We start from the raw sequence: 22,531 nt of genomic DNA, 5'->3' as shown, positions 1-22,531 counted from the left end.
TTCAGACCCGGGAGACGGTGGTGAAGTCGGCGTACTGACTGGGGTGGGCCTGGACGCCGCGGAACCTGCCGCTGTTGAAGGCGCGGGCCGCACCGCTCCAGTACGCGATGACGATCGGCACGTCCTCGTGCAGGGCCTCGGCGATGATCTCCGCCTGCTTGCGGCGCTCGGCGTCGCTGGTGGCGGCGTCGTAGGCCTCGGCGGCGGCGTCGAGGGCCTTGTTGGCGTACTTGGAGCCGTTCCAGACGCCGTTGCTCTTGACCATGGGGATGATGAACTGGCTCGGCACGGCTCTGCCCGCCCAGCCGACGAGGTTGGCGGTGGTGAACAGCCAGGGCGTGTCCTTGGCCTGGTCGCCGCCGTAGAACTCCTTCGAGGAGCGCTGGTCGAGGTCGACGGTGATGCCGACCTCCTTCAGCTGGCTCTGCACGGTGACCGCGTAGTCCTTGCTGGGCGGGTCGAAGGTGAGGGTGAAGCGCAGGCTCTTCAGGCCGGCCGCCCCGAGGAGTTCGGTGACCTTGGCCTGGTCCTTGGCGCGCTGGGCGATGTCGGTGGGGGCGGCCGCGAACAGCGGCGCGAACAGGTGGTCGTTGCCGAGGTCACCGAGTCCACTGCCGGCGGCCTGGCGTACGGCGGGCCGGTCGAGGGCGTAGGCGACGGCCTGGCGGACCTCCTTCCGGTCGAAGGGCGCCTTGTCGACGCGGAGGGTGAGCACGGTGACGCCGGTGCCCCTGACCTTGTCGACGGCGACGCCCCCGCTGTTCCCGAGGGGTTCGACGAGCGCGGGCCTGCTGAGGAACTGGGCGTCGATGTCACCGGACTGGAGGGCGACGAGGTCGGCCTGGTCGTCGGCGTAGAACTTGACGTCCACGCCGTCGAGGTAGGGCTTGGGGCTCTCCCAGTACTTCGGGTTGCGGACGAAGGCGGCGCCCGTCGACACGTCGTACGACTTGAGGGTGAAGGGGCCCGTGCCGATGCCGTACTTGGTGAAATCGCCGGTGTAGTCCTGCTTCAGGATCACCGCGTTGTAGTTGCCGGCCGAGACCAGGTACGGGAAGTCGGAGAAGGGCCGTTCGAGGGTGAAGACGACGGTCGAGTCGCCCTGGATGGTCACGCCGCCCGACTTGAGGACGGTGTCGAAGGCGGACAGGGCCGCCGACTTGCTCTTCGGGTCGAGCAGCCGGTCGAAGGACGCCTTCACGGTGGTGGCGTCGAGCTTCGTGCCGTCGGAGAAGGTGACGCCCTCGCGCAGGACGAAGGTCCACTTGCGGCCGGTCGCGTCCGAGGTCCACTTGGTGGCCAGCCGCGGCACCAGCTTGAAGTCCTTGTCGAGCCAGATCAGGTATTCGGCCACCAGCTGGTAGAGGGCGATCGCGGTGCCGTCGTACGCCGTGACCGGGTCGAGGGCGGTGGGCGGCGGCGGGGCTCCCACGCGCAGCGTGCCGCCGCGCCTGGCCGGGCCGGTGGCCGACGCCGGAGTCCCGGCCGAGGCCTCTTCCTCGGCGCTCGGCGCGCAGGCCGCGAGCAGGGCGGCCAGGGCGCCGCCACCGGCCAGGGTGAGGAAGCCGCGGCGGGTGCGGACGGCCGGCAGGACGTCCTGCCAGTGCTGGGGCAGCGCGTCGGCATCGGATGCAGGCATGGGTTCTCCAGGGAACGACCGGCGGCACGGCACAGGTTGGGGGAGCTGTACGCGGGCGTGTGCGGTGCAGACAGAAAGGTGAAAGGCGAAGGGAGGTGCAGGGTGAGGAGGCGTGGGGCCCAGGGCCGTCAGAAGGCCGGCGCGGTGCGCTCGGTCGGATGCCTCAGCGCTGCGGACAGGCGCACGTGCCGACGCGCAGCAGATCCACGTGGATCCTCCGGGTCAGCAGCGTGTTCGCGGTCACCCCTCATTGATAACAGCGCAGTTCGGCGGCAGACAATGCGGGATCTGTTTCAGAATCGAGAAACTCCGCCGCAAAACTGCGCCCGTACACTTCCGGCATGACCGACTCCTGCCGCGCGCTGTCGCGCCCCGCCGACGGCTGTCACCGCCACGGTTCTGACGACCACCGGCCGTCTCCGAGGCACGACAGGGGAGTTGCTCGCCATGCAGCCACCGGCGCACCTACAGACCGCGGGGCTTTCGGGCGGCGCACCTGACACCGGTCACTCGTCGATCGACGAACTGCTGGTCCGCGCCCGTACCCGCCTGACGCGGCTGGCCCCGACGGACGCGGCCCGTGAACTCGCCGACGGCGCCCTGCTGGTGGACGTCCGCGCGGACATGGTGCGGCGCGCCGAGGGCGAGATCCCCGGTTCCCTCGTCATGGACCGGAACGTGCTGGAGTGGCGGCTGGACCCCTGCAGCGCCTGGCGCATCGAGGAGGCCGTCGACCACTCCCTGCGCGCGATCATCATGTGCTCGCAGGGTTACATGTCGAGCATGGCCGCGGCCGGGCTGCACGATCTCGGACTGGTGCGGGCCACCGACATCGTCGGCGGCTACGAGGCCTGGCGTGCCGCGGGCCTGCCGGTGGTGCCCGGCGGCACGCTGCCCGGGTCCTACGTGGCCGCCGCCCCGTCCCCGATCAGCCTGGACCCGGGCGGGCAGCGCATGCTGGTGGACGGTGCTCCCGTCGCTCTGACCCCGTTGGAGTTCCGGCTGCTGACCGCCCTGCTGCGCGGCAACGGCCGGGTCATCACCCGGGAGGACCTGCGCTCGGGGCTGGGCGAATGGGCGGGCAGCCGCAGCCGCTCCGTCGACCTGCACATCCACCGCATCCGCCGGAAACTGGGCCCACGTGCCGCGGCTCTGCTGACGACGGAACGAGGCGTCGGCTTCCGCCTGCGCGCGACACCGACACCGACACCGGCCGAGAGCGGCTGACGGGGCCGTCTCCCGCGTGCGCTCAGTCGGCCTGCGCGGCGGTGAGCGGGGGGCAGGTTCAGGTGTGACGGTCAGTCATGGGGCGTTGTTCCGGTGGACGGTTCAGGTGACGGCTGGTGATCGGTGGAGGGCGAACGGCCGGTCGGCGATGCCGCAGCCGCCGATGCGGACCGGGAGACGGGCGGGGCGGGCGGTACGGGCGGCGTGGCCGGCGCGGCCGACCCGGGCGGCGCGGCCGACCCGGCCGCCACATCCAGGGCCGGCGCCGAGCGCGCCCTCCGCGTCAGCCACAGCGCCACGCCGAGCGCGGCCAGCACGGCGGTGGCCGCACCCACGCCCAGCCCCCAGCGCACCCCCGCGTGCTGGGAGATCCAGCCGATGACGGGGGCGCCGACCGGGCTGCCGCCCATGGAGATCACCGTGTAGACGGCCATCACCCGGCCCCGCATGGCGTCGCTCACCTCCGACTGGACGAAGGCGCTCACCGCCGTGTTCAACGTCATCAGCGTGAAGCCGGCGGGCAGCAGCAGGGCGAGGAAGGCGGGGTACGTGGGCATGACCGCCGCGAGTGCCTCGAAACCGCCGAACAGCAGCGCGCCGACGACGACCGTCCGTACCCGGGGCGAGACCCCACGCGTGGCGGCGACCGTCCCGGCGACGGTGCCGACGGCCAGTGCGGTGTTCATGAGGCCGAGTCCCCGGGCCGACGTCGAAGACGCGCCCGGCGAACAGGGTCAGCGTGGTGGGGAAGTTGACCGCGAAGGTGGCGACCAGGCCGAAGATGGTGAACACGCCCACGAGTTCGGGCCGGGCCGCCACATACCGCAGCCCCTCCGCGCCCGCCCCCGTCCACAGCAGCAGGGTCCGGCGGTCGTAGCGGTCGGCGACGACCCCGCCCCACAGGCCGAACAGCAGCACGGGGGCGAACTGGAGCCCGGCGACCCAGCCGAGCGCGGTTCCGCTGTGGGTGAGCGTCAGGACGAACCAGTCCAGCGCGACACCCTGCATGGCGCTGCCGATGTTGGACACCAGGCCCGTGCTCCAGTAGATCCGGTAGTCACGGACCCGCAGCGCGGCGAACACCCCGGTCGGAGCGATGCTGTTGACGGCCATGCCTCTCTTTCCGACGGGTTGCGGCGGGGCGGTCGGGAGGGTGCGCGCGACGGACGCGACGGTGAAAAGGGGCTGCGCGGCGTGTTCACGCGCTTCGAGGAGAAGGAGCCGAGCTGAACCGAGCTGAGGGGAGCGATTGGTCAGCGACAGGTCTGGTCGAACTGGTCGGCGCGACGGCCCGCCCAGAACGGGTCGAGCAGCACGGTGCGTGCCTGACCTGCGGTCTCCATGGCCGGATCAAAGCACACGGCACTAGGTGCGTCCACCATGCGTCCCGGAGCGTGAGACGGTCGCGTCTTCTCGAACAGGGCGTCCGGTTGCGGCATTGACGTACGACAAAACCGATCCGTACGATCGCCAACGGCATTGAGTGTCAGCGTCAAGCCCTGGCTCGCTGACCGGCAACCCTCCCACGCGGTGGGGTGCTCCAGGTGAAAGCCCGGCGGGGTCACCGATGACTCCCGCAAGCGCGTGGCCCCGTCACCGGGGCCGGAGACGAGGAGGGACCGGCATGCGACACAGCGATGACCCGGCTGCCTCCCCCGCCGACGCCACGGCGTACTCCCGGCTCTCGCGTCGGCGCCACATCGATCTGAAGCGCTCGACCAGCTGCCTCTGTCGGCTCTGACCGGCCCGCCTGCCGCCGGCTGACCTCCCGTCACCGGCCACGGCCCCTTCGCGCCGCCCTTCCCTCGCCACCGGTCTCCGGTGTCGTCCACCTGCCCTCCGTCTGCACAGCGCTTCCCCGGCCGGCGCCGATCCGGCCGGGGACCGCACGCCCCTGCACGGCCGTGCCTCGCGCCCCGAAGCCCGGCACCCCGTGCCGGGTGACACGAGTAGGAGAAAGCCCTCCGTGACTGCACTCCCGGATTTCAGACCCTCCCGATGGGCGCCCCTGGCCGCGCTCCTGACCACCAGCGTCCTGCTGACCGCGTGCGGTTCGGGCGACGACGGATCCGGCAGCGGAAGCGGCCAGGCGAAGTCCGGCGGCACCCTGACCTTCGCGGTGGGATCCGACGCCGGCTGCGTGGATCCGCAGCAGGTCGCGAGCAACGACACCATCTACTCGGTGCGCCAGACCGTGGACTCCCTGACCGACCAGGACCCGAAGACCGGCAAGATCGTGCCGTGGCTGGCCAAGAGCTGGGACATCAGCCCCGACGCGACGACGTTCACGTTCCACCTCCGGTCGGGGGTCACCTTCAGCGACGGCTCGAAGCTGACCGCGCAGGTGGTCAAGGACAACTTCGACGCGGTACCGGACCTCGGTGCGCTGGGCACCCTCGGCCAGGGCTATCTGAGCGGCGTCAAGAGCACCACCGTGGTGGACCCGCTCACCGTCAAGGTGGCCTTCAAGCAGCCCAACGCCCAGTTCCTGCAAGCGACTTCGACTCACTCGCTGGGCATCGAGTCGTCGGCGAGCGTACAGAAGTCCCCGCAGCAGAAGTGCAGTGACGGTGTGGTCGGCTCCGGGCCGTTCGTGCTGAAGCAGTACGTGCAGAACCAGTCGGTCACCCTGGACAGGCGGACCGGGTACGACTGGGGTTCCTCGCTGTGGTCGAAGAAGGGCGAGGCCTACCTGGACAAGCTGGTCTTCAAGGTCGTACCCGAGGCGGGGGTACGGGCCGGCAGCCTCCAGTCCGGGCAGGTGGACGCGATCAGCAGCGTCGGCAAGGCCAACGAGGCGGCGCTCAAGGGCGGCCAGGTCGCCCTCCGGAGCCGGGCCAACCCCGGCGTGGTGTTCGGCCTGGGACTCAACAACGCGCGGCCCCTGCTGAAGGACACGAAGGTGCGCCAGGCGATCCTGACCGCCGTCGACCGCAAGCAGATCGCCGACACCGTCTTCCCGACCGGCACCCAGCCGGCGACCAGCGTCCTGGCGCACACCACGCCCGACTACACGGATCTCTCCTCGGACCTGGCCTTCGACGCGGCCAAGGCCAAGTCCCTGCTGGACGAGGCCGGTTGGAAGGCGGGCAGCGACGGCATCCGCGCCAAGGACGGCAAGAAGCTGAGCCTGACCATCACCTGGTTCCCCAACTCGGCCACCAACCAGCCGGCGCTGGAGCTGGTCCAGCAGCAGCTCAAGGCCGTCGGGATCGACGTGGTGCTCAAGCAGCTCCCGGTCACCCAGTTCGCCACCACGCTCCAGTCGGGTGACTTCGACGTGGTGTGGGGGAACACGACCCGCGCCGACCCGGACATCCTGCGCAGCTCGTTCTCGACCCAGCTGGCCAACTTCTACCACCTACCCGCCAGTCCGCTGGACACGGCGCTGTCCTCGCAGGCCGCGACCACGGACACCGCGAAGCGCAAGCAGCTGGTCACCGAGGCGCAGCAGTTGATCGTGCAGAACGCGTACAACGTGCCGGTGGTGGAGCTCCAGACCCAGCTGGGCGTCTCGAACAAGGTGCACGACCTGACATTCGACTCCGGCAGCCGCGTCCAGCTGCACGACACCTGGATCGGCTGACGGATGCGCCGCTATGTGATCAAACGGCTGGCGCAGGCGGTCGGGGTGCTGTGGGCGGCCTACACGGTGTCGTTCCTGGTACTGGACTTCCTGCCCGGTGACCCGGTCTCCGCGATGGCCGGGGCCGGGATGGACTCGGGGCAGGTCGATCCGGCCCAACTCGCCGAGCTGCGGCACGAGTACGGCTTCGACAAGCCGGTGCTGGTCCAGTACGCGGAGTATCTGGGCCGGGCGGTACGCGGGGACTTCGGCGACGCGGTCTCCACCGGCCGCCCCGTGACCTCCACGCTGGCCGACGCGCTGCCGCAGACACTGCAACTGACCGGTGCCGCGCTGCTGCTGGCGGTGGTCCTCGGCGGCGGCCTCGCGGTGGTGGCCACGTACACCTCGCGGCGGTGGCTGCGGCAACTGCTGCTGTCGCTGCCTCCGCTGGGGGTGTCGGTCCCGACGTTCTGGGTGGGGCTGCTGCTCGTCGAGGCGTTCTCGTTCAAGCTGCACTGGTTCCCGGCGTTCGGCAACGACGGGCTGAAGGGTTTGGTGCTGCCGGCGCTCACGCTGGCGATCCCGACCGGTGCGCAGGTCGCCCAGGTGCTGGCCAAGAGCCTGCTGACCGCGCTGGACCAGGCCTATGTGGAGACCGCGCGGGCCAAGGGCGCCGGCCGGTGGCGGGTGCACCTGCGGCACGCGCTGCGCAACGCCTCGCTGCCGGCGCTGACGGTCGTGGGCCTGCTGGTCGGGCAGCTGATCGCCGGTTCGGTGGTGGTCGAGACGGTGTTCTCCCGCGACGGTCTGGGCCGGGTGACCGCGGCGGCGGTCACCACCCAGGACATCCCGCTGGTCCAGGGGGTGGTGGTGTTCGGGGCGCTGATCTTCGTGGCGACGAACCTGCTCGTCGACCTCGTCTATCCGCTGCTGGACCCGCGGATCGTGGTGGCCTCGGACAGGAAGGCGAGCTTCGCATGAGCCAGGGCCTTGTCGACGACCAGGCCGAGGCCGCCCTCGGTCTCGCCCGGCCGGTCGAGACGGGACCTCCCGCGGAACCCGGACGGCCCGCCGACATCCGCCGGGTGCTCCGCTTCCTGGTGCGCCGCCCCGGTCTGCTGCTGTCCGCCGTCGTCCTCGTGCTGGTGGTGCTGGCCGCCTTCTGGCCGGATCTGTTCACCTCGCAGGACCCGCTGAAGGGGGTGCCGTCCCAGAACTTCCGCGGTCCGAGCGGCGGTCACTGGTTCGGCACGGACGAACTGGGCCGCGACGTCTTCTCCCGCGTGGTGCACGGCGCCCAGCTCTCCCTCAAGGCCACGCTGATCGCGGTCCTGGTCGCGTTCGTGGTCGGCGGTCTGCTCGGCGTGGTCGCCGGGTTCGTGGGCCGCTGGGTGGACGACGTGCTGATGCGCTTCGTCGACGTCCTCCTCTCCATCCCCGCGCTGTTCCTGTCGCTGGCCCTGGTGACCGCGCTCGGGTACGGGACGGTGAAGGTGGCCGTCGCGGTCGGCATCGCCAGCGTCGCCTCCTTCGCCCGGGTGGCGCGGGCCGAGGTGCTGCGGGTGCGGCAGGCGGTGTTCGTCGAGGCGTCCCGCTCCTGCGGGACCCGCTGGTACGCGGTCCTCGGCCGGCATGTGCTGCCCAACGCGGCAGGCCCGGTGATCGTCCTGGCCACGCTGGACTTCGGCTCCTCGATCCTGGCCGTGTCGGCGCTGAGCTTCCTCGGCTACGGCGCGCCGCCGCCCGCCCCGGAGTGGGGGACGTTGATCTCCGACGGCCGCAACTACCTGGCCAACGCCTGGTGGCTGACCGCACTGCCCGGGCTGGCGATCGCCGCGACCGTGCTGGCCACCAACCGCATCGCCAGGGCGCTGGACGGCGAATGGGCGCGGCAGCGATGACCGGCGACGCACATGAGATCGGTGACGCACGCGAGAACGGCGACGCACGCGAGAACGGTGAGAACGTGACCACACCACTCCTGGAGATCCGCGGCCTGTCCGTGTCGTACCGCACCCGGGGCGGCACGGTCTCGGCCGTACGGGGCGTGGACCTCGACGTATGGCCCGGGCAGGTGACCGCCGTGGTCGGCGAGTCCGGCTCCGGCAAGAGCACCACCGCACACGCCGTCACCCGGCTGCTGGCGGCGAACGGCACCATCGACGCGGGCACGGTCCGCTTCGGCCGGCACGACCTGGCAACGCTGTCGGAGGCGGAGCTGCGTACCGTGCGCGGCGCGCAGATCGGGCTGGTCCCGCAGGATCCGACGGTCTCGCTCAACCCGGTCGAGCGGATCGGCGACCAGGTCGCCGAGGTGCTGCGCATCCACGGTCTGGCGACCCGCCGGGCGGCGGGCGCCGAAGCGGTCGCCGTCCTTGACCGGGCCGGACTGCCCGACGCGGCCGTCCGGGCCCGCCAGTACCCGCACGAGCTGTCCGGCGGCATGCGGCAGCGGGCCCTGATCGCCATAGCCATCGCCGCGAAGCCCCGGCTGATCATCGCCGACGAGCCGACCAGCGCGCTCGACGTCACCGTGCAGCGGGTCATCCTCGACCATCTCCAGCACCTCACCGAGGAGTCGGGCACCGCGATCCTGCTCGTCACCCACGACCTCGGGGTGGCCGCCGACCGGGCCCAGCGCCTGGTGGTCATGGAGCAGGGCAGGGTGGTCGAGGCGGGCGAGACCCGTGCCGTCCTCGCCGACCCGCAGCACGAGTACACCCGGCGGCTGCTGGCCGCCGCCCCGAGCCTGACCACGGCCCGCCCCCGTACCCCGGTCCCCGCCGCCCCGGCCGACACGGCAGCTCCCCTGGTCGAGGCACGCAACCTGGTCAAGGAGTTCACGCTGCCGCGCGCCGGGGGCGAGGCCCGGACCCTGCGCGCGGTCGACGACGTCAGCCTCACCCTGCGGCGCGGGCAGACCCTCGCCCTGGTCGGGGAGTCGGGGTCGGGCAAGTCCACCACCGCCCGGCTGGTGCTGCGCCTGGCCGAGGCGACCTCCGGGCAGGTGCTGTTCGACGGCACCGACGTCACCACCGCCCAGGGCGCCGAGGTCCGGCAGCTGCGCCGGCGCGCCCAGCTCGTCTACCAGAACCCCTACGCCTCGCTCGACCCGCGCTTCTCCATCGGTGAGGTGATCACCGAGCCGCTGCGGGCGTTCAAGGTCGGCGACCACACCTCCCGGCTCGACCGCGCCCGCGAACTCCTCGACCGGGTCGCGCTGCCCGCCGCGACACTGGAGCGGCGCCCGGCGGAGCTGTCCGGCGGACAGCGCCAGCGGGTGGCCATCGCACGTGCCCTCGCCCTCTCCCCCGACCTGGTGGTGTGCGACGAACCCGTGTCCGCGCTCGACGTGTCCGTGCAGGCCCAGGTCCTTGACCTGCTGGCCGAGTTGCAGGCGGACACCGGCGTGGCGTACCTGTTCATCTCCCACGACCTGGCCGTCGTGCGGCAGATCGCGCACCAGGTCGCCGTGATGCGGGCCGGACGGGTCGTCGAGACGGGGCCGCCGGAGGAGCTGTTCTCCGAGCCCCGCGACGCGTACACCCGCGAGCTGCTGGCGGCGATCCCGGGCGGGCGTGTCCCCTCCCCCGCCGCCGAGACGACCACGAGCTGAGGACCGGCGACACATGAGCACTCCGACCATCACCTCACTGGCCTTCCTGACCCCCGGCAACTTCGCGGACGACGACCCGTACCCGGGTCTGGAGGAGACCCTCCAGCTGTTCGAGTACGGCGAGCGGCTCGGCTACGACGGCGCCTGGATCCGGCAGCGCCACCTCGAACACGGTGTCGGCTCGGCGGCCGTGTTCCTCGCGGCGGCCGGGCAGCGGACCGAGCGGATCGAGCTCGGTACCGCGGTCATCCCCATCGGTTACGAGAGCCCGTTCCGGCTCGCCGAGGACCTGGCGCTGGCCGACGTGCTGTCCCGGGGCCGGCTCCAGATCGGTTTCAGCACCGGCATGCCGCACGCCGACCTGCTCGGCGACCTGGTGTACGACGGCGACTGGCGCGGCTTCGACCTGTCGTACGGCAGGATCGCCCGCGTCCTGGAGAACCTGGGCGGCGACTACCTCGGCGGCCCGGACACGGTCATCCACTCGCCGGGCAACGTCCAGCGGCCCCGTCTGCAACCGCACAACCCCAGTCTGGCGCGCAGGATCTGGTACGGCGGCGGAAGCCTGCGCTCGGTGCGCTGGGCCGCCGGGCAGGGCCTCGGTCTGCTGTCCGGCAACATCGTCACCGGCGAGGACACCGACGACTTCACCACGGCCCAGCTGAACCTGCTCGCCGAGTACCGGCGCACCCTGCCCGGGGACCGGGCGCCGCGGGTGGCCCTGGGCCGGGTGGTCGTACCCCTCGACAGCGCCGACACGGCCACCCGCGCCCGCTACCGGGCCTACGCGGCGAGCCGCCACGAACGCACCCGCGCGCCCCAGGGCCCGAAGCGCATCCTGTTCGCCCCGGACGTGGTGGGCACCGCCGAGCAGATCCTGGAGCGACTGGCCGCCGATCCGGTGCTCGCCGAGGTGTCCGAGCTGCGCCTGGAGTTGCCGTACGAGTTCCACCGGGAGGAGTACGAGCAGATCCTCCACGACGTACGGCACCTCGTCGCGCCCGAGCTGGGCTGGCGGCCCGTCGCGTCGGCGGTTCAGGAGGCGACCCGTTGAGCGCCGTCCCGGAGCCGGCTGTGCGGCTGGAGGTGCACACGCGCGAGCCGTTCGCCGACGGGCACCGCTTCGCCGAGGCCGGGGCGTACGAGGTGGTCACCGCGACCGCGCACTACGCCGTCGACCCGCAGGCCCCTGCCCACCGCGCCGTGCCCGACCTCGGCCTCGCGCCGCGTGACGGCACCGGCCTGGTCCGCTTCAGCGGTGACGTGGAGATCCTGCGCCCGGTCGACGGCGGGCGCCGCCGCCTGTTCTTCGACTGGGGCAACCGCGGCAACAAGCGGGCCGTGCAGTACTTCTGCGACGCCCCGCACACCAACCGGCCGCGGACCCTCGCCGACGCGGGGAACGGCTATCTGCTGCGCCGCGGGTACACGGTCGTCTTCGGCGCCTGGCAGGGCGACCTGCTGCCGGGCGACGGACGGCTGCTGCTGGACCTGCCGGTGGCGAAGCACGACGGCGAGCCCGTACGCGGGCTGACGACGGCCGAGTTCATCGTGGAGGAGCCCACCGGGTCGCTCCCGCTGTCCCGCTGGTCCAGCACCAGGTCGTCTCCGGTGAGCGAGCGCGGCGTGCACGGCGCACGGCTCACCCGGCGGCGTTACGCGCACAGCAGGCCGGAGGAACTCCCCTCGGGAACCTGGCGGTTCGCCCGGGTGCAGGGCGGCGGCAACGACCTGAAGGGACGGTCCACGGCCCTCGTCCCGAGCCGCCACGACCTCCACCTCGACGACGGATTCCGGCCGGGCTGGATCTACGAGCTCACCTACGAGGCCGAGGATCCGCTCGTCCTGGGACTGGGCCTGGTGGCGGTCCGGGACCTCGTGAGCCACCTGCGCCACGATCCCGGCGGGCCGGCCGGTCCCGTCGAGTACGCGTACGGCTGGGGGCGTTCGCAGACCGGCCGGGCCATCCGCGACTTCATCCACCAGGGCTTCAACGAGGACCTCGAAGGCCGGCGCGTCTTCGACGGGCTGCTCCCGCACGTCTCCGGCGCCGGCCGGCTGGGCGTCGCACGCTTCACCAACCTCACCGTCCCGGGCGGCCAGCAGTACGAGGACCACCTCAGTGCGGCCGACGCCTTCCCCTTCGCCTACGCCGAGACGACGGACCATCTCACCGGCGCACGTGACGCGATCATGAAGCGGGCGAGCGACCCCAAGGTGCTGCACACCCAGACCTCGACCGAGTACTGGCAGCGCCGGGGCTCGCTGGTGCACACGACGACGGACGGCCAGGACCTGGGCTTCCCGCCGAACGTACGCGGCTATCTGTGGTCCTCCAGCCAGCACGTGGCCGATCCGACGGCGGGTGCGCCCGCGCAGGGCATCTGCAACCACCCGGAGAACGTCGTGGCCACCTCCGCCTTCTTCCGCGCCGTTCTGGACGCGCTCGACGCCTGGGTGAGCGAGGGAGCCGAACCGCCGCCGAGCGCGGTGCCGACGGTCGCCGACGGCACACTGGTGACGGCGGCCGAGTGGTCACGCCAATTCCCGTCCGTGCCGGGCGCGCTGCCCCCGCAGGGGCCCAACGAGCTGTACGCGGTGGACCGTTCGACCGTGCCGCCGGTCGCCGACCGCTCGCGCGGTTACACCGTGCTGGTCCCGGCCGTCGACACCGACGGCAACGAGACGGCGGGCGTCCGCGCGCCCATGGTGGCCGTCCCGCTCGCCACCTACACCGGCTGGAACACCCGCGCGCCCGGTCAGGGCCACGGCGCGCTGCACGAGTTCAGCGGCTCCACGTTCCCGTTCGCCGCGACGGAGGACGAGCGTCTGATCACCGGCGACCCCCGCCCGAGCGTCCAGAGACGCCACCAGGACGCGGACGGGTACACCGCCGCGATCAGGGCCGCCGCCGAGGACCTCGTGGCGCGCCGGTTCCTGCTGGCCGAGGACGTCGACCGGGCGGTGGCGGCGGCGGCCGGCTGGTCGTCCCCGCGGCACCGGTTCGAACTGCCGTGAGCAGCGCCGCCCCGGTCGCCGAGCCCCTGTTCACGGCCGCGTACGACAGCGAACTCACCGTATCCGCCCGGCTGCCGGCCGGTGACGCCGATCCGCTCGCGGACCGCAACGCGCCGGACCGCGCGGCCAGGACGTGGACCCCCGTCTCGTGGCGGCCACCGCGACCTCCTGAACAACGAGTCGAGCGCGTGACGAGCGCCGTGGACAGCTCCGCCCTCTGACCGACTCCCCACCCTCACTCTGGAAGGCTCACCATGGCTACTGTCCTGTCCGTCTCCGGAAGCCCGTCCGCCGGCTCGCGCACCGCGCGTCTGCTGCGCCACCTGGACCGCCGTCTGGCCGCGCAGGGCCACGAGGTGATCGCCCTCGACGTTCGGGACCTGCCCCCGGAAGCCCTGCTGGGTGCGGACTTCGCGCATCCGGCCGTCGTCGAGGCCACCGCGCTGTTCGAACGGGCCGAGGGCGTCGTGATCGGCACGCCGATCTACAAGGCGGCCTACTCCGGCGTCCTCAAAGCACTGCTCGACCTGCTCCCGCAGTACGCGCTGGCCGGCAAGACCGTGCTGCCGCTGGCGACCGGCGGCAGCACGGCACACGTCCTGGCCATCGACTACGCCCTGCGCCCGGTGCTCAGCTCCATGGGCGCCGCGCACATCGTCCCCGGCTGGTTCACGCTCGACAAGGACATCACGACGGACACCGACGGACGGCTCAGCGTGGCCCCCGGGTCGGCCGATGCCCTGACGGAGGTCACGGACCGCTTCTCGGCGGCACTGCGCGGCCGCACCCCTCGCCTGGCGGCCACGGGCTGACCCCGGGCGGTGCGCCCCGGACCCACCGGCCCCATGTCCGCACCGGTTCGCCGCGGCGGTTACCTGACCGGAGTGCTGGAAGCCGCCCGCGCCGGACTCGGCATGGCGCTCCTCGCGGCCACGGGCCGGGGCTACGACGGACTGGTCGAGGCAGAGCGTCCACCACCGTTTCCAGCAGTGGGCACTGGCCGGAACCTTCAAGACGCCGACACGGGCCTCCGGGACGACTACGGCACGGCCGCAGTTGCTCGCCCCGCTCCAAAGGGCGGCCGAGGAGGAGCGCAGACTCCGGACCCGCTACGGGCCACGCCCCGAGGACAGCGCCTGACGGATCCGCAAAGCGCATGCATTCCGCGTCGATCCATCGCCCCGCCGTCCGGCCAGGCGGAGCTGGCCGGGCCGGCACACCTTTGTCCCCGACGTCGTAACCGGCTTCACGCCATCAGGTGTAGAGGAGCTCGGCCTGCCACTGGTCCTGCGGCTGCTGATGCAGGTTCAGGTAGGCCGCGGCCAGGTTCTCGGGAGAGAAGCGCGGATTGTCCCCGCCGATGGCGCCACCGATCGTCACGGTGGTCACGTGCACGTCGGAGCCTTGCTGCTGCTTGTGGAGAGATTGGACGTAGGCCCGCAGCGACGCCTTGCTGACCGACAGAGACGTAAATTCGGGCGAGGGGTCCAGAGCCAGACCACCACCGGTGAACAGCAGGCTCCCTCGGCCGTCACGCAGGAGCGGGAGGACCGTCCGGGCCGCGACGACGGCTCCAGTGACGTTGACCGCGAGGATGTGCGCAAGCTCCCGCGCGTCCAGCCCGGTGGGCGTGTCAGGGCTCATCACGGCCGCGTTGTACACGAGCACTTCCGGCGACCCCAATTCGTCTGCGGCACGCGTGAGTGCGGCCTCCAGTCCTTCGGGATCGGCTGCATCCACCGAGTAGGCGCGCGCCGTGCGGCCCTCGGAGGTCAGCTCAGACGCGTACTTGTCCAGCCGCGCCGCGTCACGCCCGAACAGCGCCACAGGGTGGCCGTCCTTGGCGAAGGCCTCCGCAAGGGCCAGGCCGAGGCCGGGGCCGACTCCGATGACAAGCGCGGATCCCTTGGTCATGATCGCTACTCCTTCTACCGAGTGTTGATATGGGGCGTGACAGTGCGCCGGCCGACGGCGCCACCTGGGCGGGCGAGCCCGGCGGAGCCTGGTCCGACGTAGCAGCCAACAGCTCGGGGGATGAGCTTGTTCCGCTTTTGCCGGTGTGCGCTCGTGCTGATCGCTGACGCTCGTGGCCGTCGCTCTCCGTAACGTCGTCGCCGTCAACTCATCTGCTCCTCGACCCGACTGGATCGGTACGCTTCCGTCCGGAGGCGGGAATGTTCGATGCAGTGGCTTTCGGGACTGGTGGCGCCATCTGCCTGGCTCTTGGCATGTGGTTCGTCCGGCGGCAGCACCGCAGGCACGCCGGCACCCTCGTCGGGTGGGGCGGACTGGTCATCGGAGTCGCGCAGTTGATACGCGCAGCGGGCTCACTGACCGAAGACCGCCGGCCACTCGGCGTCATCCTCGCCATCTGTTTTGCCGCACTCAGCGTGGTCGGCTACATCCTGTTGGCACGTGGCTCGGACCCGTTCCGGAACGGTCGCGGCGGCCGCAAGCGCCGGAAGCTGCCTCCGATCCGCCCATGACGGTCGCTGTAGACGCTCCGGCAGGTGACGCTGCCGTCGTCGTCCAGGCTGCCCATGGACCAGTCGCCGTCGTCGACGGCTTTCACCGGAGACAGGCCGCTGCGAGCGCCGGGCAGCCTTGGAACGGTTCGGTGTCCGCCTGCGTCGTCCCTCTGCGGGGCACGGTGGCCGTGTTCCGGAGAGGGGAGACCGGGTGCATACGGGCGGCTTCGCCAAGTGGACAGGGCATTTCGAGGACGAGCGCGAGCGCAGACGTGTCCAGGGTGATCCGGACTGGGGACAAAGCGCGACGCTGCATCCGGCGGTGTGGGCCAGCATCCAGCGCTTCCAGGTCGGCGAGGACGGTGACGGTGCCAACCTCGTCAGCAAGGCGGACCAGGCCGGCGACGCCGACTACGGGCAGGCGGTCCGGCTCTTCATCGCCGAGGAACAGAACCATGCCCGTCTGCTTGCCCGTCTGCTGGCTGCCGGGGGCATGCCGACGTTGACCGGGCACTGGAGCGACACGGTCTTCGTACGCCTGCGGCGTCTCATGGGCCTGCGCATGGAACTGCTGGTGCTGATGATCGCGGAAGTCGTGGCGCTGCGTTATTACCGTGCCCTGCGCGAGGGCACCGACGACGCGCTCACTTCGGAGGTGGCAGGGCGGATCCTGTCCGACGAGGAACGTCACGTCCCGTTCCACTGCGAGCGACTCCACGCCTCCCTGGCGGAGCTGCCTCACGCGATGCGCCGCCCGGTGATGGCCCTGTGGCGACTCCTCCTCCTCGCGGTCTGCCTCGTCGTCGCCGCCGACCACGGTGCGGCACTGCGCCGACTCGGCATCGGACGCCTGCGCTTCGTGGGCGATGTCATGGCCTCGTCCTACGCGGTGGTCTCCGCGGTGCTGACGCCCCGCCCAGATGCATGGACGAGCGCGAGCTGACAGAGAACGGCCCGCTGAAGCGCTCCCGGGCCTCCACCGATCCCGGAGCGCTTCAGTGTCAGTGGTAGTCGCTAGCGTGTCCGCGTGATTCCTACCGATGATCGGCAGTTCCCTGCGGCCCTCGCCGCCGCTCTGGCGCTCCCGTTCGACTATGACGACGGCAACGGAGTGGACTTCGAGCCCTTCCCGGCCTTCCTGTCTGCCGAGGAGACGACGGACTGGTTCCGGGCCTGGACGGGCAACGCCGAGCTGAATGGCGACAGCTTCCGTGTGTTCGGCCAGGACGGCTCAGGCGGATACGCGGCCTTCTGGCTCGTCCGTCCGCACCGCCCGCTCGTCGACCAGCCTGTGGTCTTTCTCGGTTCCGAGGGCGAGACCGGTGTCGTCGCGCGTGATCTGGGTGCCTTCTTGTGGCTGCTGGCCGGGGGATACGGCCCTTGGGAGGCGGCCACTTCGTACGAGCCCGACTGGACCCCGCGCCACCACATGGAACTGGCGGCCGTCGCCGAACGATTCGCGTCCGACTGCAAGCAGTCGGCGGTTGCCGTTCTTGAGCAGGCGGCCCGAGAGTTCCCGGACTTCGACGACACCATCATGGAGTTCTGCCGCTGACAGGCCTCGCGCACAGTCGTGAGCGAGCGCCACGACCAGCACGGGCGCATCGCCCTCGCCGAGATGGACGACCTCCGCAGGGCGCATACCCGCGTATCAGCCCCACGCGGACTTCCCGCGCTCCCGTCCCCCGGCCCCGGCCCCGGCCGCACAGGCAAGGGTGAGACGGCCAAGGGAGTCGAAATCAATCGATAGATCAACCGATAGATCGGTCAGATCCGTCAATATTCACCAATCCGCATGGGTGGCTGTTCCGAATCCTCGAGCGTCAGGGAATTTGGCATGGAGGACGGACGGAATGACACCTATCTCCAGGAGCGGTGCGGGGCGCAGGGGCCTCGCGACCCTCATAGCGGGTGCACTGGCCGCCGGGGGACTCGCAGCCGCCGGCGTGGCCACACTGGAACCGGGGGCGGCCTCCGCCTCCAGTCACCGGGAGGCCCCGCTGATCTCGGGACAATCCCGGTACGACAACACGGACGTGTACGCCTTCGTGAGTCCGGACAGTCCGAAGACGACGACGATCATCGCGAACTGGATCCCGTTCGAGGACCCGGCGGGCGGCCCGAACTTCTACACGTTCGCGGACGACGCCCAGTACGACATCCACATCGACAACAACGGTGACGCGCAGGGCGAACTGCTGCTGCGCTACACCTTCAAGACCCACACGAAGAACAAGAAGACGTTCCTGTACAACACGGGCCCGGTCACCGGCCTGGACGACCCGGACCTGAACGTCACGCAGACCTACGACATCGAGCTGTTCAGGCTGCACAACCAGCAGGTCGTGTCGAAGAAGAAGCTCGCCGACGACATACCGGTGGCTCCGTCGAATGTCGGCAAGGCGTCGATGCCGGACTACGACACGCTGCGCCGGCAGGCCGTCCGCAAACTCGCGGGCGGAGCCCAGACGTTCGCCGGCCAGGCGGACGACCCGTTCTTCCTGGACCTGCGCGTCTTCGACCTGCTCTACGGCGGCAACCTCTCCGAGGTCGGCAACGACACCCTCAAGGGCTACAACGTCAACTCGGTCGCCCTGCAACTGCCCACCGACATGATCACCGAGTCGAAGCACCAGCCGGTCGTCGGCATCTGGTCGACCACCCAGCGAAGGAACGCCCAGGGCTCCTACGAGCAGGTCTCGCGGCTGGGCAACCCGCTGGTCAACGAGGTCGTCAACCCACTGAAGGACAAGGACAGGTTCAACGCGGACTCGCCGTGGAACGACGGCCAGTTCCTGAAGAACGTGACCAATCCGGAACTGCCGAAGCTCATGGAGGCCGTCTACGGGATCAAGGCGCCCGCGGAACCGCGCAACGATCTCGTCGATGTCTTCCTCAAGGGCGTCAAGGGCCTCAACCAGCCGCCGAACGTGCGACCGGCGGAGATGCTGCGCCTGAACACCTCGATCAAGCCGGCCGCCGAGCCGAAACGGCTCGGTGTGCTCGACGGCGACACGGCGGGCTTCCCGAACGGGCGCCGGCTCACCGATGACGTCGTGGACATCTCGCTGCAGGTCGTCGAGGGTGAACTGGTCGGTGCCAAGAACGACTTGGGTGACGCGGTCGACGCCAACGACCAGCGGTTCGGCGACTCCTTCCCCTACCTGGCCCAGCCCGTCGCGGGTTCGCGAGGCCCGCTCGCCAAGGGCACGAGCGGCGGCAATGACGTCCGCAACCAACTGGGTGACTCCCTGCAGCCGGCCGGCGCCGCCGACGGCACGCGCAACACCGGCCTGATCGCCGCGTCGGCGGCCTCGGGCGCGGCGGGGATCCTGCTGATCGGCGCGGGTCTGGCGTGGTGGCGTCGGCGCACGCAGCGGCCGAACTGAGCGGAACGACACGAACGGCGGCCCGCACCTGCCGAGCTGTGCATGCGCCGGGCCGGAGCGCGTCGAACGCGTGTCGCGAGCAGTGAGAGACAACGGGAGAGGGCGGGAGTCGGCGAGACGGACTCCCGCCCTCTTCTGCCGGCATCCTGCCCTGGTCAGCGGTTGGTTCCGGGACGCCGGGCTCCTCGTCCCGGTCGCGCCAAGGGCCGTCCACGTGACACGTGACGTCGAGCGGCGTACCGCTTGGACAGAGACTCACCACGTCACGGCGGAGGAACAGACCGCGCCAGCTCCCACCCGCCCCCGGCGTGGGTGCTGCGCCGATCATCCCCAACTCCCTTGCAGTCATTGGATGTTGACTCGCGAGCGATCGTGAACCGGTTACGATCCCATCGGCTCCGCAAGTCGTCGTCGTCCACGAAACCGGAAACGGAAAGTCCGGGAACCGCCGGATGCCCAAGTGGCATCGGTACAGGGGCGGGGCACGCGTCGACTCGGCAGTTCCCCCCGCGGCGCGGGGTACGGCGAGCACCGGACGAGCACCGAACAAGGGGCGGGATCGTGGCGTACGTGAGAGGCCTGAGCATCTGCGGTGCCCTGGTGATGTCCGGGTTACTGCTGGCCGGCTGCACGGAGGGCGAAAGCGGCGGCGATACCGAGACCGGGGCGGCCGCGCACGCGAGCACAGGCGGGGCCACCGCACCGACCACTTCGCCGACCTTCGCAACGGACCCCGCGAAGCAGCCGAGGACCGCGGCCCAGGCACGGGCGCTGATCGGGAAAGTGATCGCCGGCCCGGAGCTGTTCGGGCGGCAGGTGGTGCGGACGACACCGTACGAGAGCGACCCGAGCCGCTGGGCGGTGCTGGGCGACAGCTGCGCCTGGCAGACGGAGAAGCTGCCCGCGGGCGTACTGGCCACGCTGACCCGGCACTTCGAAGTGCCCGCCGGGGGCGGCAAGGGGCTGGTGCGGCTGTCGGCCACGATCACCGTGCACCGTACGGCGCTGGACGCGGCCTGGGAACAGGCCGGAATGGTGGAGGAGTCCCTCGGCTGCCAGGAGGAGCTGCTGCGGCCGGGCGAGCGGCTCACGCAACTGAGCTCGACCGTGTATGCGCGGGGCGAGGGACACAACGACTACAGCGACGAGTCGCTGGAGGAGACGGGCCTGTGCGTGAGTGACTCCCGCGGCGGCCCGTATCCGTACAGATATGACCAGGCCACGCTGGGCCCTGTGGTGGTCAGCACCTCCGTGTGCGGGGGCCGGGGACGCGAGCCGGACGAACTGTGGACCCTTGTCCAGAGGGCCCTGCCCAGGATGCTACTGAGCGTGAAGTACGAGATCGGGAGCCCCGAAACGGTGGGATCCGCCTCGCCGGATCCGGATGCCTCGGCCGGCGCGGGCGCATCGACGCCGGGGACGAAGTCGACCACGGAGGGGGGTGCGTGATGGAGCGGCTGCTTCCCTCCGATCCGTCCCGCCTCGGCGGCCACCGGCTGCTGGGACGGCTGGGCGCCGGCGGCATGGGCGTGGTCTACCTGGCCCGTACCGAGGCCGGGGACCTGGCCGCGGTGAAGGTGATCCAGCCGGAGTACGCCGACCAGGCGGAGTTCCGGGCCCGGTTCCGCCGGGAAGTGGTCTCCGCACGGCGGGTGGACAGCCCGTGGGTGGTGCCGGTGGTGGGCGCCGACACCGATGCCGAGGCACCGTGGCTGGCCACGGCCTTCGTGCCGGGTCCGTCGCTGGCCGAGGCGGTCGTGGCCTGCGGGCCGCTGCCGACGCGTGCGGTGCGGGTGCTGGGCAAGGTGCTGGCGCGGGCGCTGGCCTCGGTGCACGACACCGGTCTGGTGCACCGGGACGTCAAACCGGGCAACATCCTGCTCGCCCTGGACGGACCCCGGTTGATCGACTTCGGCATCGCGCGGCCCACGGCCGCCGAGGAGACGGAACTGACCTCGGACAGCGTGGTGGTGGGCACGCCCGGTTTCCTCTCCCCCGAGCAGGCGCGGGCCCTGGAGGTCGGCCCGGCGAGCGATGTGTTCTCCCTCGGCTGCGTGCTGGCGTACGCGGCCACCGGCCGCCTGCCGTTCGGCACCGGCACCGCGGACGCATTGCTGTACCGGACCGTCCATGACGCGCCGGAACTGGACGGCGTCGACGACGCCGAACTGCGTACGCTGCTTGAGCGGTGCCTGGACAAGGAGCCCGAGGCCAGGCCCACGGCGGCCGAGGTGGACACGGAACTGGTGGAGGACGCCCCGGCCGACTCCATCGACTGGCTGCCGGACGCGGTGGTCGCCATGGTCGCCGGCCGGTCCGCCGAGATGCTGGCCCTGCCCGGCATCGAGCCGACCGAGATCTCCGCGGACGCCGGGCCGGACACCGGTGCCGGGGCGCCGGGGCGCCGCCGGGTCCTGGCCCTGGCCGCGGGCGGCGCGGCGCTGCTCGCGGCAGGCGGCGGCGCTGCCCTCTGGGCGGCGCTGCGCGGCGACGACAAGAAGGATCCGGCGGCGCAGTCCACCGGCCCACGCTGGGTCCTGGGCGTCCACGCGGACCTGAGCGGACCGCAGAAGGAGGCCGGGACCGCACAGGAGCGCGCCGCCCGGCTGGCCGTGACGCAGTTCAACTCCCGCGCGAACAGGCCGTTCACCCTCGCCCTCCGGGTGCTGGACGACCGGGGTGAGGCGACCCAAGCGGAGCGGGTGGCCCGGCAGCTGACCGGCGAGGACGATGTGCTCGCCGTCCTCGGCCCCACCGGCTACACGTCGGCCGAGGCGACCCTGGAGATCTACGAGGCGGCCGGGCTGCCGGTACTGACCGTGTCCGAACTCTCGATCACCGCCGCGCAGTCGGCCCTGCTGGCCGAGCCGAAGGCGTATTTCCGGACCTCGCCCATGGCCGCCTTCGCCGTCTACAACACCGTCTTCGCCCTCGCCGCCCAGGGTTCCCGCCGCCCGGGCCTGCTGATCGACCGCGCGGGGCGGATCACCGGCATGGAGTCCGAGCAGATCGTCCGCGACACGGCCCGCGCCCGCAACGTGGGCCTGTACGCCAGGGTCGTGCCCGCCGCCGCGCCGGACGCGTCCGTGGTGATCGCCGACATGCTCGCCCACGACATCGACGGCTTCTTCTGCACCGGCACCCCCGAGCGTGCCGCCAAGGTCGCCCGCGCCCTGGCCGAACGGGGCTTCGCGGGGCCGCGGTTCCTGGACGCGCCCGCAGCCACCGCGGCCTTCATCACCGCGGCGGGGGACGCGGCCGACGGCTGGCAGACCCTGACCCCGTACATCAGCCCGGACGCCACACCCGTACGTGCCTTCGCCACCGCCTACCGCAAGCGGTACGGCAGCGCACCGGGAGTCTGGGCGCCGGAGGCGTACGACACCACCCGCCTCGTCGCCGACCGGCTCACCGCCCTGGCCCGGGAGGGCGTCCGACGCCCCAGCCGCGCCCAGGTCACCAAGGCCCTCACCAAGGCCCGGTTCAAGGGGCTGAGTACGACGTACGCGTTCAACACGAGCAAGGAGCTCAGCACGCAGCAGGCCTACCACTACCGGGTCGACGGCGGCCGGTTCGCCTACGTCGGCGCGCTGCCCTCGTCCTGAC

Annotated in this window: 19 protein-coding genes, 2 pseudogenes and 1 riboswitch; of the genes and pseudogenes, 16 read left to right on the top strand and 5 right to left on the bottom strand. The window is 71.3% G+C overall.

What is annotated here, in order from left to right:
- Window position 1: 1 nt before the first annotated feature.
- Complete coding sequence (locus tag ACFWXC_RS27130; protein ID WP_384482787.1) at window positions 2-1,639, bottom strand: ABC transporter substrate-binding protein; 1,638 nt, start codon at window positions 1,637-1,639, stop codon at window positions 2-4.
- Window positions 1,640-1,802: 163 nt separating this feature from the next.
- Window positions 1,803-1,883 carry a putative leader peptide gene (locus ACFWXC_RS27125; RefSeq protein WP_384482901.1) on the bottom strand — a complete coding sequence of 27 codons (81 nt, stop codon included), beginning with the start codon at window positions 1,881-1,883 and terminating at the stop codon, window positions 1,803-1,805.
- A 203-nt stretch (window positions 1,884-2,086) separates the two neighbouring features.
- Here ACFWXC_RS27125 and ACFWXC_RS27120 point away from each other — a divergent pair, with 203 nt between their 5' ends.
- On the top strand, window positions 2,087-2,866 hold the full coding sequence (locus ACFWXC_RS27120) for a winged helix-turn-helix domain-containing protein (protein ID WP_384482785.1): 780 nt from the start codon (window positions 2,087-2,089) through the stop codon (window positions 2,864-2,866).
- A 71-nt stretch (window positions 2,867-2,937) separates the two neighbouring features.
- Here the strand turns inward: ACFWXC_RS27120 and ACFWXC_RS27115 are convergent.
- Window positions 2,938-3,561, bottom strand: a pseudogene (locus tag ACFWXC_RS27115) (MFS transporter); the annotation flags it as partial.
- Between the two features lie 160 nt (window positions 3,562-3,721).
- Window positions 3,722-3,979: pseudogene (locus tag ACFWXC_RS27110) on the bottom strand (MFS transporter); the annotation flags it as partial.
- A 362-nt stretch (window positions 3,980-4,341) separates the two neighbouring features.
- Window positions 4,342-4,455: riboswitch (SAM riboswitch) on the top strand.
- Between the two features lie 35 nt (window positions 4,456-4,490).
- Here ACFWXC_RS27110 and ACFWXC_RS27105 point away from each other — a divergent pair.
- From ACFWXC_RS27105 to ssuE, 9 genes are all read left to right on the top strand, one after another.
- Entirely contained in the window at window positions 4,491-4,607 is a 117-nt protein-coding gene (locus ACFWXC_RS27105) for a putative leader peptide (protein ID WP_384482783.1), read from the top strand.
- Window positions 4,608-4,832: 225 nt separating this feature from the next.
- Complete coding sequence (locus tag ACFWXC_RS27100; RefSeq protein WP_384482781.1) at window positions 4,833-6,452, top strand: ABC transporter substrate-binding protein; 1,620 nt, start codon at window positions 4,833-4,835, stop codon at window positions 6,450-6,452.
- Window positions 6,453-6,455: 3 nt separating this feature from the next.
- Entirely contained in the window at window positions 6,456-7,415 is a 960-nt protein-coding gene (locus ACFWXC_RS27095) for an ABC transporter permease (protein ID WP_384482779.1), read from the top strand.
- Window positions 7,412-8,335: an ABC transporter permease gene (locus ACFWXC_RS27090; protein ID WP_384482777.1), complete on the top strand. Its 924-nt coding sequence runs from the start codon at window positions 7,412-7,414 to the stop codon at window positions 8,333-8,335. Before ACFWXC_RS27095 ends, ACFWXC_RS27090 begins: the two co-directional genes overlap by 4 nt.
- Complete coding sequence (locus ACFWXC_RS27085) at window positions 8,317-10,050, top strand: dipeptide ABC transporter ATP-binding protein (protein ID WP_384482775.1); 1,734 nt, start codon at window positions 8,317-8,319, stop codon at window positions 10,048-10,050. The genes ACFWXC_RS27090 and ACFWXC_RS27085 overlap by 19 nt, the downstream gene beginning before the upstream one ends.
- A 13-nt stretch (window positions 10,051-10,063) precedes the next feature.
- Window positions 10,064-11,104, top strand: a complete 1,041-nt coding sequence (locus tag ACFWXC_RS27080) for an LLM class flavin-dependent oxidoreductase (protein WP_384482774.1) — start codon at window positions 10,064-10,066, stop codon at window positions 11,102-11,104.
- A complete protein-coding gene (locus ACFWXC_RS27075) occupies window positions 11,101-13,068 on the top strand; it encodes an alpha/beta hydrolase domain-containing protein (RefSeq protein WP_384482772.1) in 1,968 nt (655 codons plus the stop codon). The genes ACFWXC_RS27080 and ACFWXC_RS27075 overlap by 4 nt, the downstream gene beginning before the upstream one ends.
- A complete protein-coding gene (locus ACFWXC_RS27070) occupies window positions 13,065-13,289 on the top strand; it encodes a hypothetical protein (protein WP_384482770.1) in 225 nt (74 codons plus the stop codon). Before ACFWXC_RS27075 ends, ACFWXC_RS27070 begins: the two co-directional genes overlap by 4 nt.
- 33 nt (window positions 13,290-13,322) lie before the next feature.
- A complete protein-coding gene (gene ssuE, locus ACFWXC_RS27065) occupies window positions 13,323-13,880 on the top strand; it encodes an NADPH-dependent FMN reductase (protein ID WP_384482768.1) in 558 nt (185 codons plus the stop codon).
- Between the two features lie 442 nt (window positions 13,881-14,322).
- Here the strand turns inward: ssuE and ACFWXC_RS27060 are convergent, their stop codons facing one another.
- Window positions 14,323-14,982, bottom strand: a complete 660-nt coding sequence (locus ACFWXC_RS27060) for an SDR family NAD(P)-dependent oxidoreductase (RefSeq protein WP_384482766.1) — start codon at window positions 14,980-14,982, stop codon at window positions 14,323-14,325.
- Between the two features lie 260 nt (window positions 14,983-15,242).
- On the opposite strand from ACFWXC_RS27060, the gene ACFWXC_RS27055 reads away from it, so the two are divergent.
- From ACFWXC_RS27055 to ACFWXC_RS27030, 6 genes are all read left to right on the top strand, one after another.
- Window positions 15,243-15,554: a hypothetical protein gene (locus tag ACFWXC_RS27055; RefSeq protein ID WP_384482764.1), complete on the top strand. Its 312-nt coding sequence runs from the start codon at window positions 15,243-15,245 to the stop codon at window positions 15,552-15,554.
- A 193-nt stretch (window positions 15,555-15,747) separates the two neighbouring features.
- Window positions 15,748-16,479, top strand: coding sequence for a ferritin-like domain-containing protein (locus ACFWXC_RS27050; RefSeq protein WP_384482762.1), 732 nt, complete (start codon window positions 15,748-15,750; stop codon window positions 16,477-16,479).
- An 84-nt stretch (window positions 16,480-16,563) separates the two neighbouring features.
- The gene (locus tag ACFWXC_RS27045; RefSeq protein ID WP_384482760.1) at window positions 16,564-17,091 is read left to right on the top strand and encodes an SMI1/KNR4 family protein; all 528 of its coding nucleotides are present in this window, start codon (window positions 16,564-16,566) and stop codon (window positions 17,089-17,091) included.
- Window positions 17,092-17,389: 298 nt separating this feature from the next.
- Entirely contained in the window at window positions 17,390-18,925 is a 1,536-nt protein-coding gene (locus ACFWXC_RS27040; RefSeq protein WP_384482758.1) for a DUF4331 domain-containing protein, read from the top strand.
- Window positions 18,926-19,486: 561 nt separating this feature from the next.
- On the top strand, window positions 19,487-20,374 hold the full coding sequence (locus ACFWXC_RS27035; RefSeq protein ID WP_384482756.1) for a hypothetical protein: 888 nt from the start codon (window positions 19,487-19,489) through the stop codon (window positions 20,372-20,374).
- Entirely contained in the window at window positions 20,374-22,530 is a 2,157-nt protein-coding gene (locus ACFWXC_RS27030) for a bifunctional serine/threonine-protein kinase/ABC transporter substrate-binding protein (protein WP_384482754.1), read from the top strand. Before ACFWXC_RS27035 ends, ACFWXC_RS27030 begins: the two co-directional genes overlap by 1 nt.
- Window position 22,531 lies beyond the last annotated feature (1 nt).

Origin of the sequence: Streptomyces sp. NPDC058683 (assembly GCF_042716195.1) — a bacterium.
Taxonomy (GTDB): domain Bacteria; phylum Actinomycetota; class Actinomycetes; order Streptomycetales; family Streptomycetaceae; genus Streptomyces.
The sequence above is the reverse complement of the archived record's forward strand: the minus strand, read 5'-3'. Positions and strand labels throughout refer to the sequence as shown.

Coding starts and splice junctions, on each gene's coding strand:
- ACFWXC_RS27130 (WP_384482787.1), bottom strand. CDS start 1,639: ATGCCTGCATCCGATGCCGACGCGCTGCCCCAGCACTGGCAGGACGTC.
- ACFWXC_RS27120 (WP_384482785.1), top strand. CDS start 2,087: ATGCAGCCACCGGCGCACCTACAGACCGCGGGGCTTTCGGGCGGCGCA.
- ACFWXC_RS27105 (WP_384482783.1), top strand. CDS start 4,491: ATGCGACACAGCGATGACCCGGCTGCCTCCCCCGCCGACGCCACGGCG.
- ACFWXC_RS27095 (WP_384482779.1), top strand. CDS start 6,456: ATGCGCCGCTATGTGATCAAACGGCTGGCGCAGGCGGTCGGGGTGCTG.
- ACFWXC_RS27090 (WP_384482777.1), top strand. CDS start 7,412: ATGAGCCAGGGCCTTGTCGACGACCAGGCCGAGGCCGCCCTCGGTCTC.
- ACFWXC_RS27085 (WP_384482775.1), top strand. CDS start 8,317: ATGGGCGCGGCAGCGATGACCGGCGACGCACATGAGATCGGTGACGCA.
- ACFWXC_RS27080 (WP_384482774.1), top strand. CDS start 10,064: ATGAGCACTCCGACCATCACCTCACTGGCCTTCCTGACCCCCGGCAAC.
- ssuE (WP_384482768.1), top strand. CDS start 13,323: ATGGCTACTGTCCTGTCCGTCTCCGGAAGCCCGTCCGCCGGCTCGCGC.
- ACFWXC_RS27060 (WP_384482766.1), bottom strand. CDS start 14,982: ATGACCAAGGGATCCGCGCTTGTCATCGGAGTCGGCCCCGGCCTCGGC.
- ACFWXC_RS27055 (WP_384482764.1), top strand. CDS start 15,243: ATGTTCGATGCAGTGGCTTTCGGGACTGGTGGCGCCATCTGCCTGGCT.
- ACFWXC_RS27040 (WP_384482758.1), top strand. CDS start 17,390: ATGACACCTATCTCCAGGAGCGGTGCGGGGCGCAGGGGCCTCGCGACC.
- ACFWXC_RS27030 (WP_384482754.1), top strand. CDS start 20,374: ATGGAGCGGCTGCTTCCCTCCGATCCGTCCCGCCTCGGCGGCCACCGG.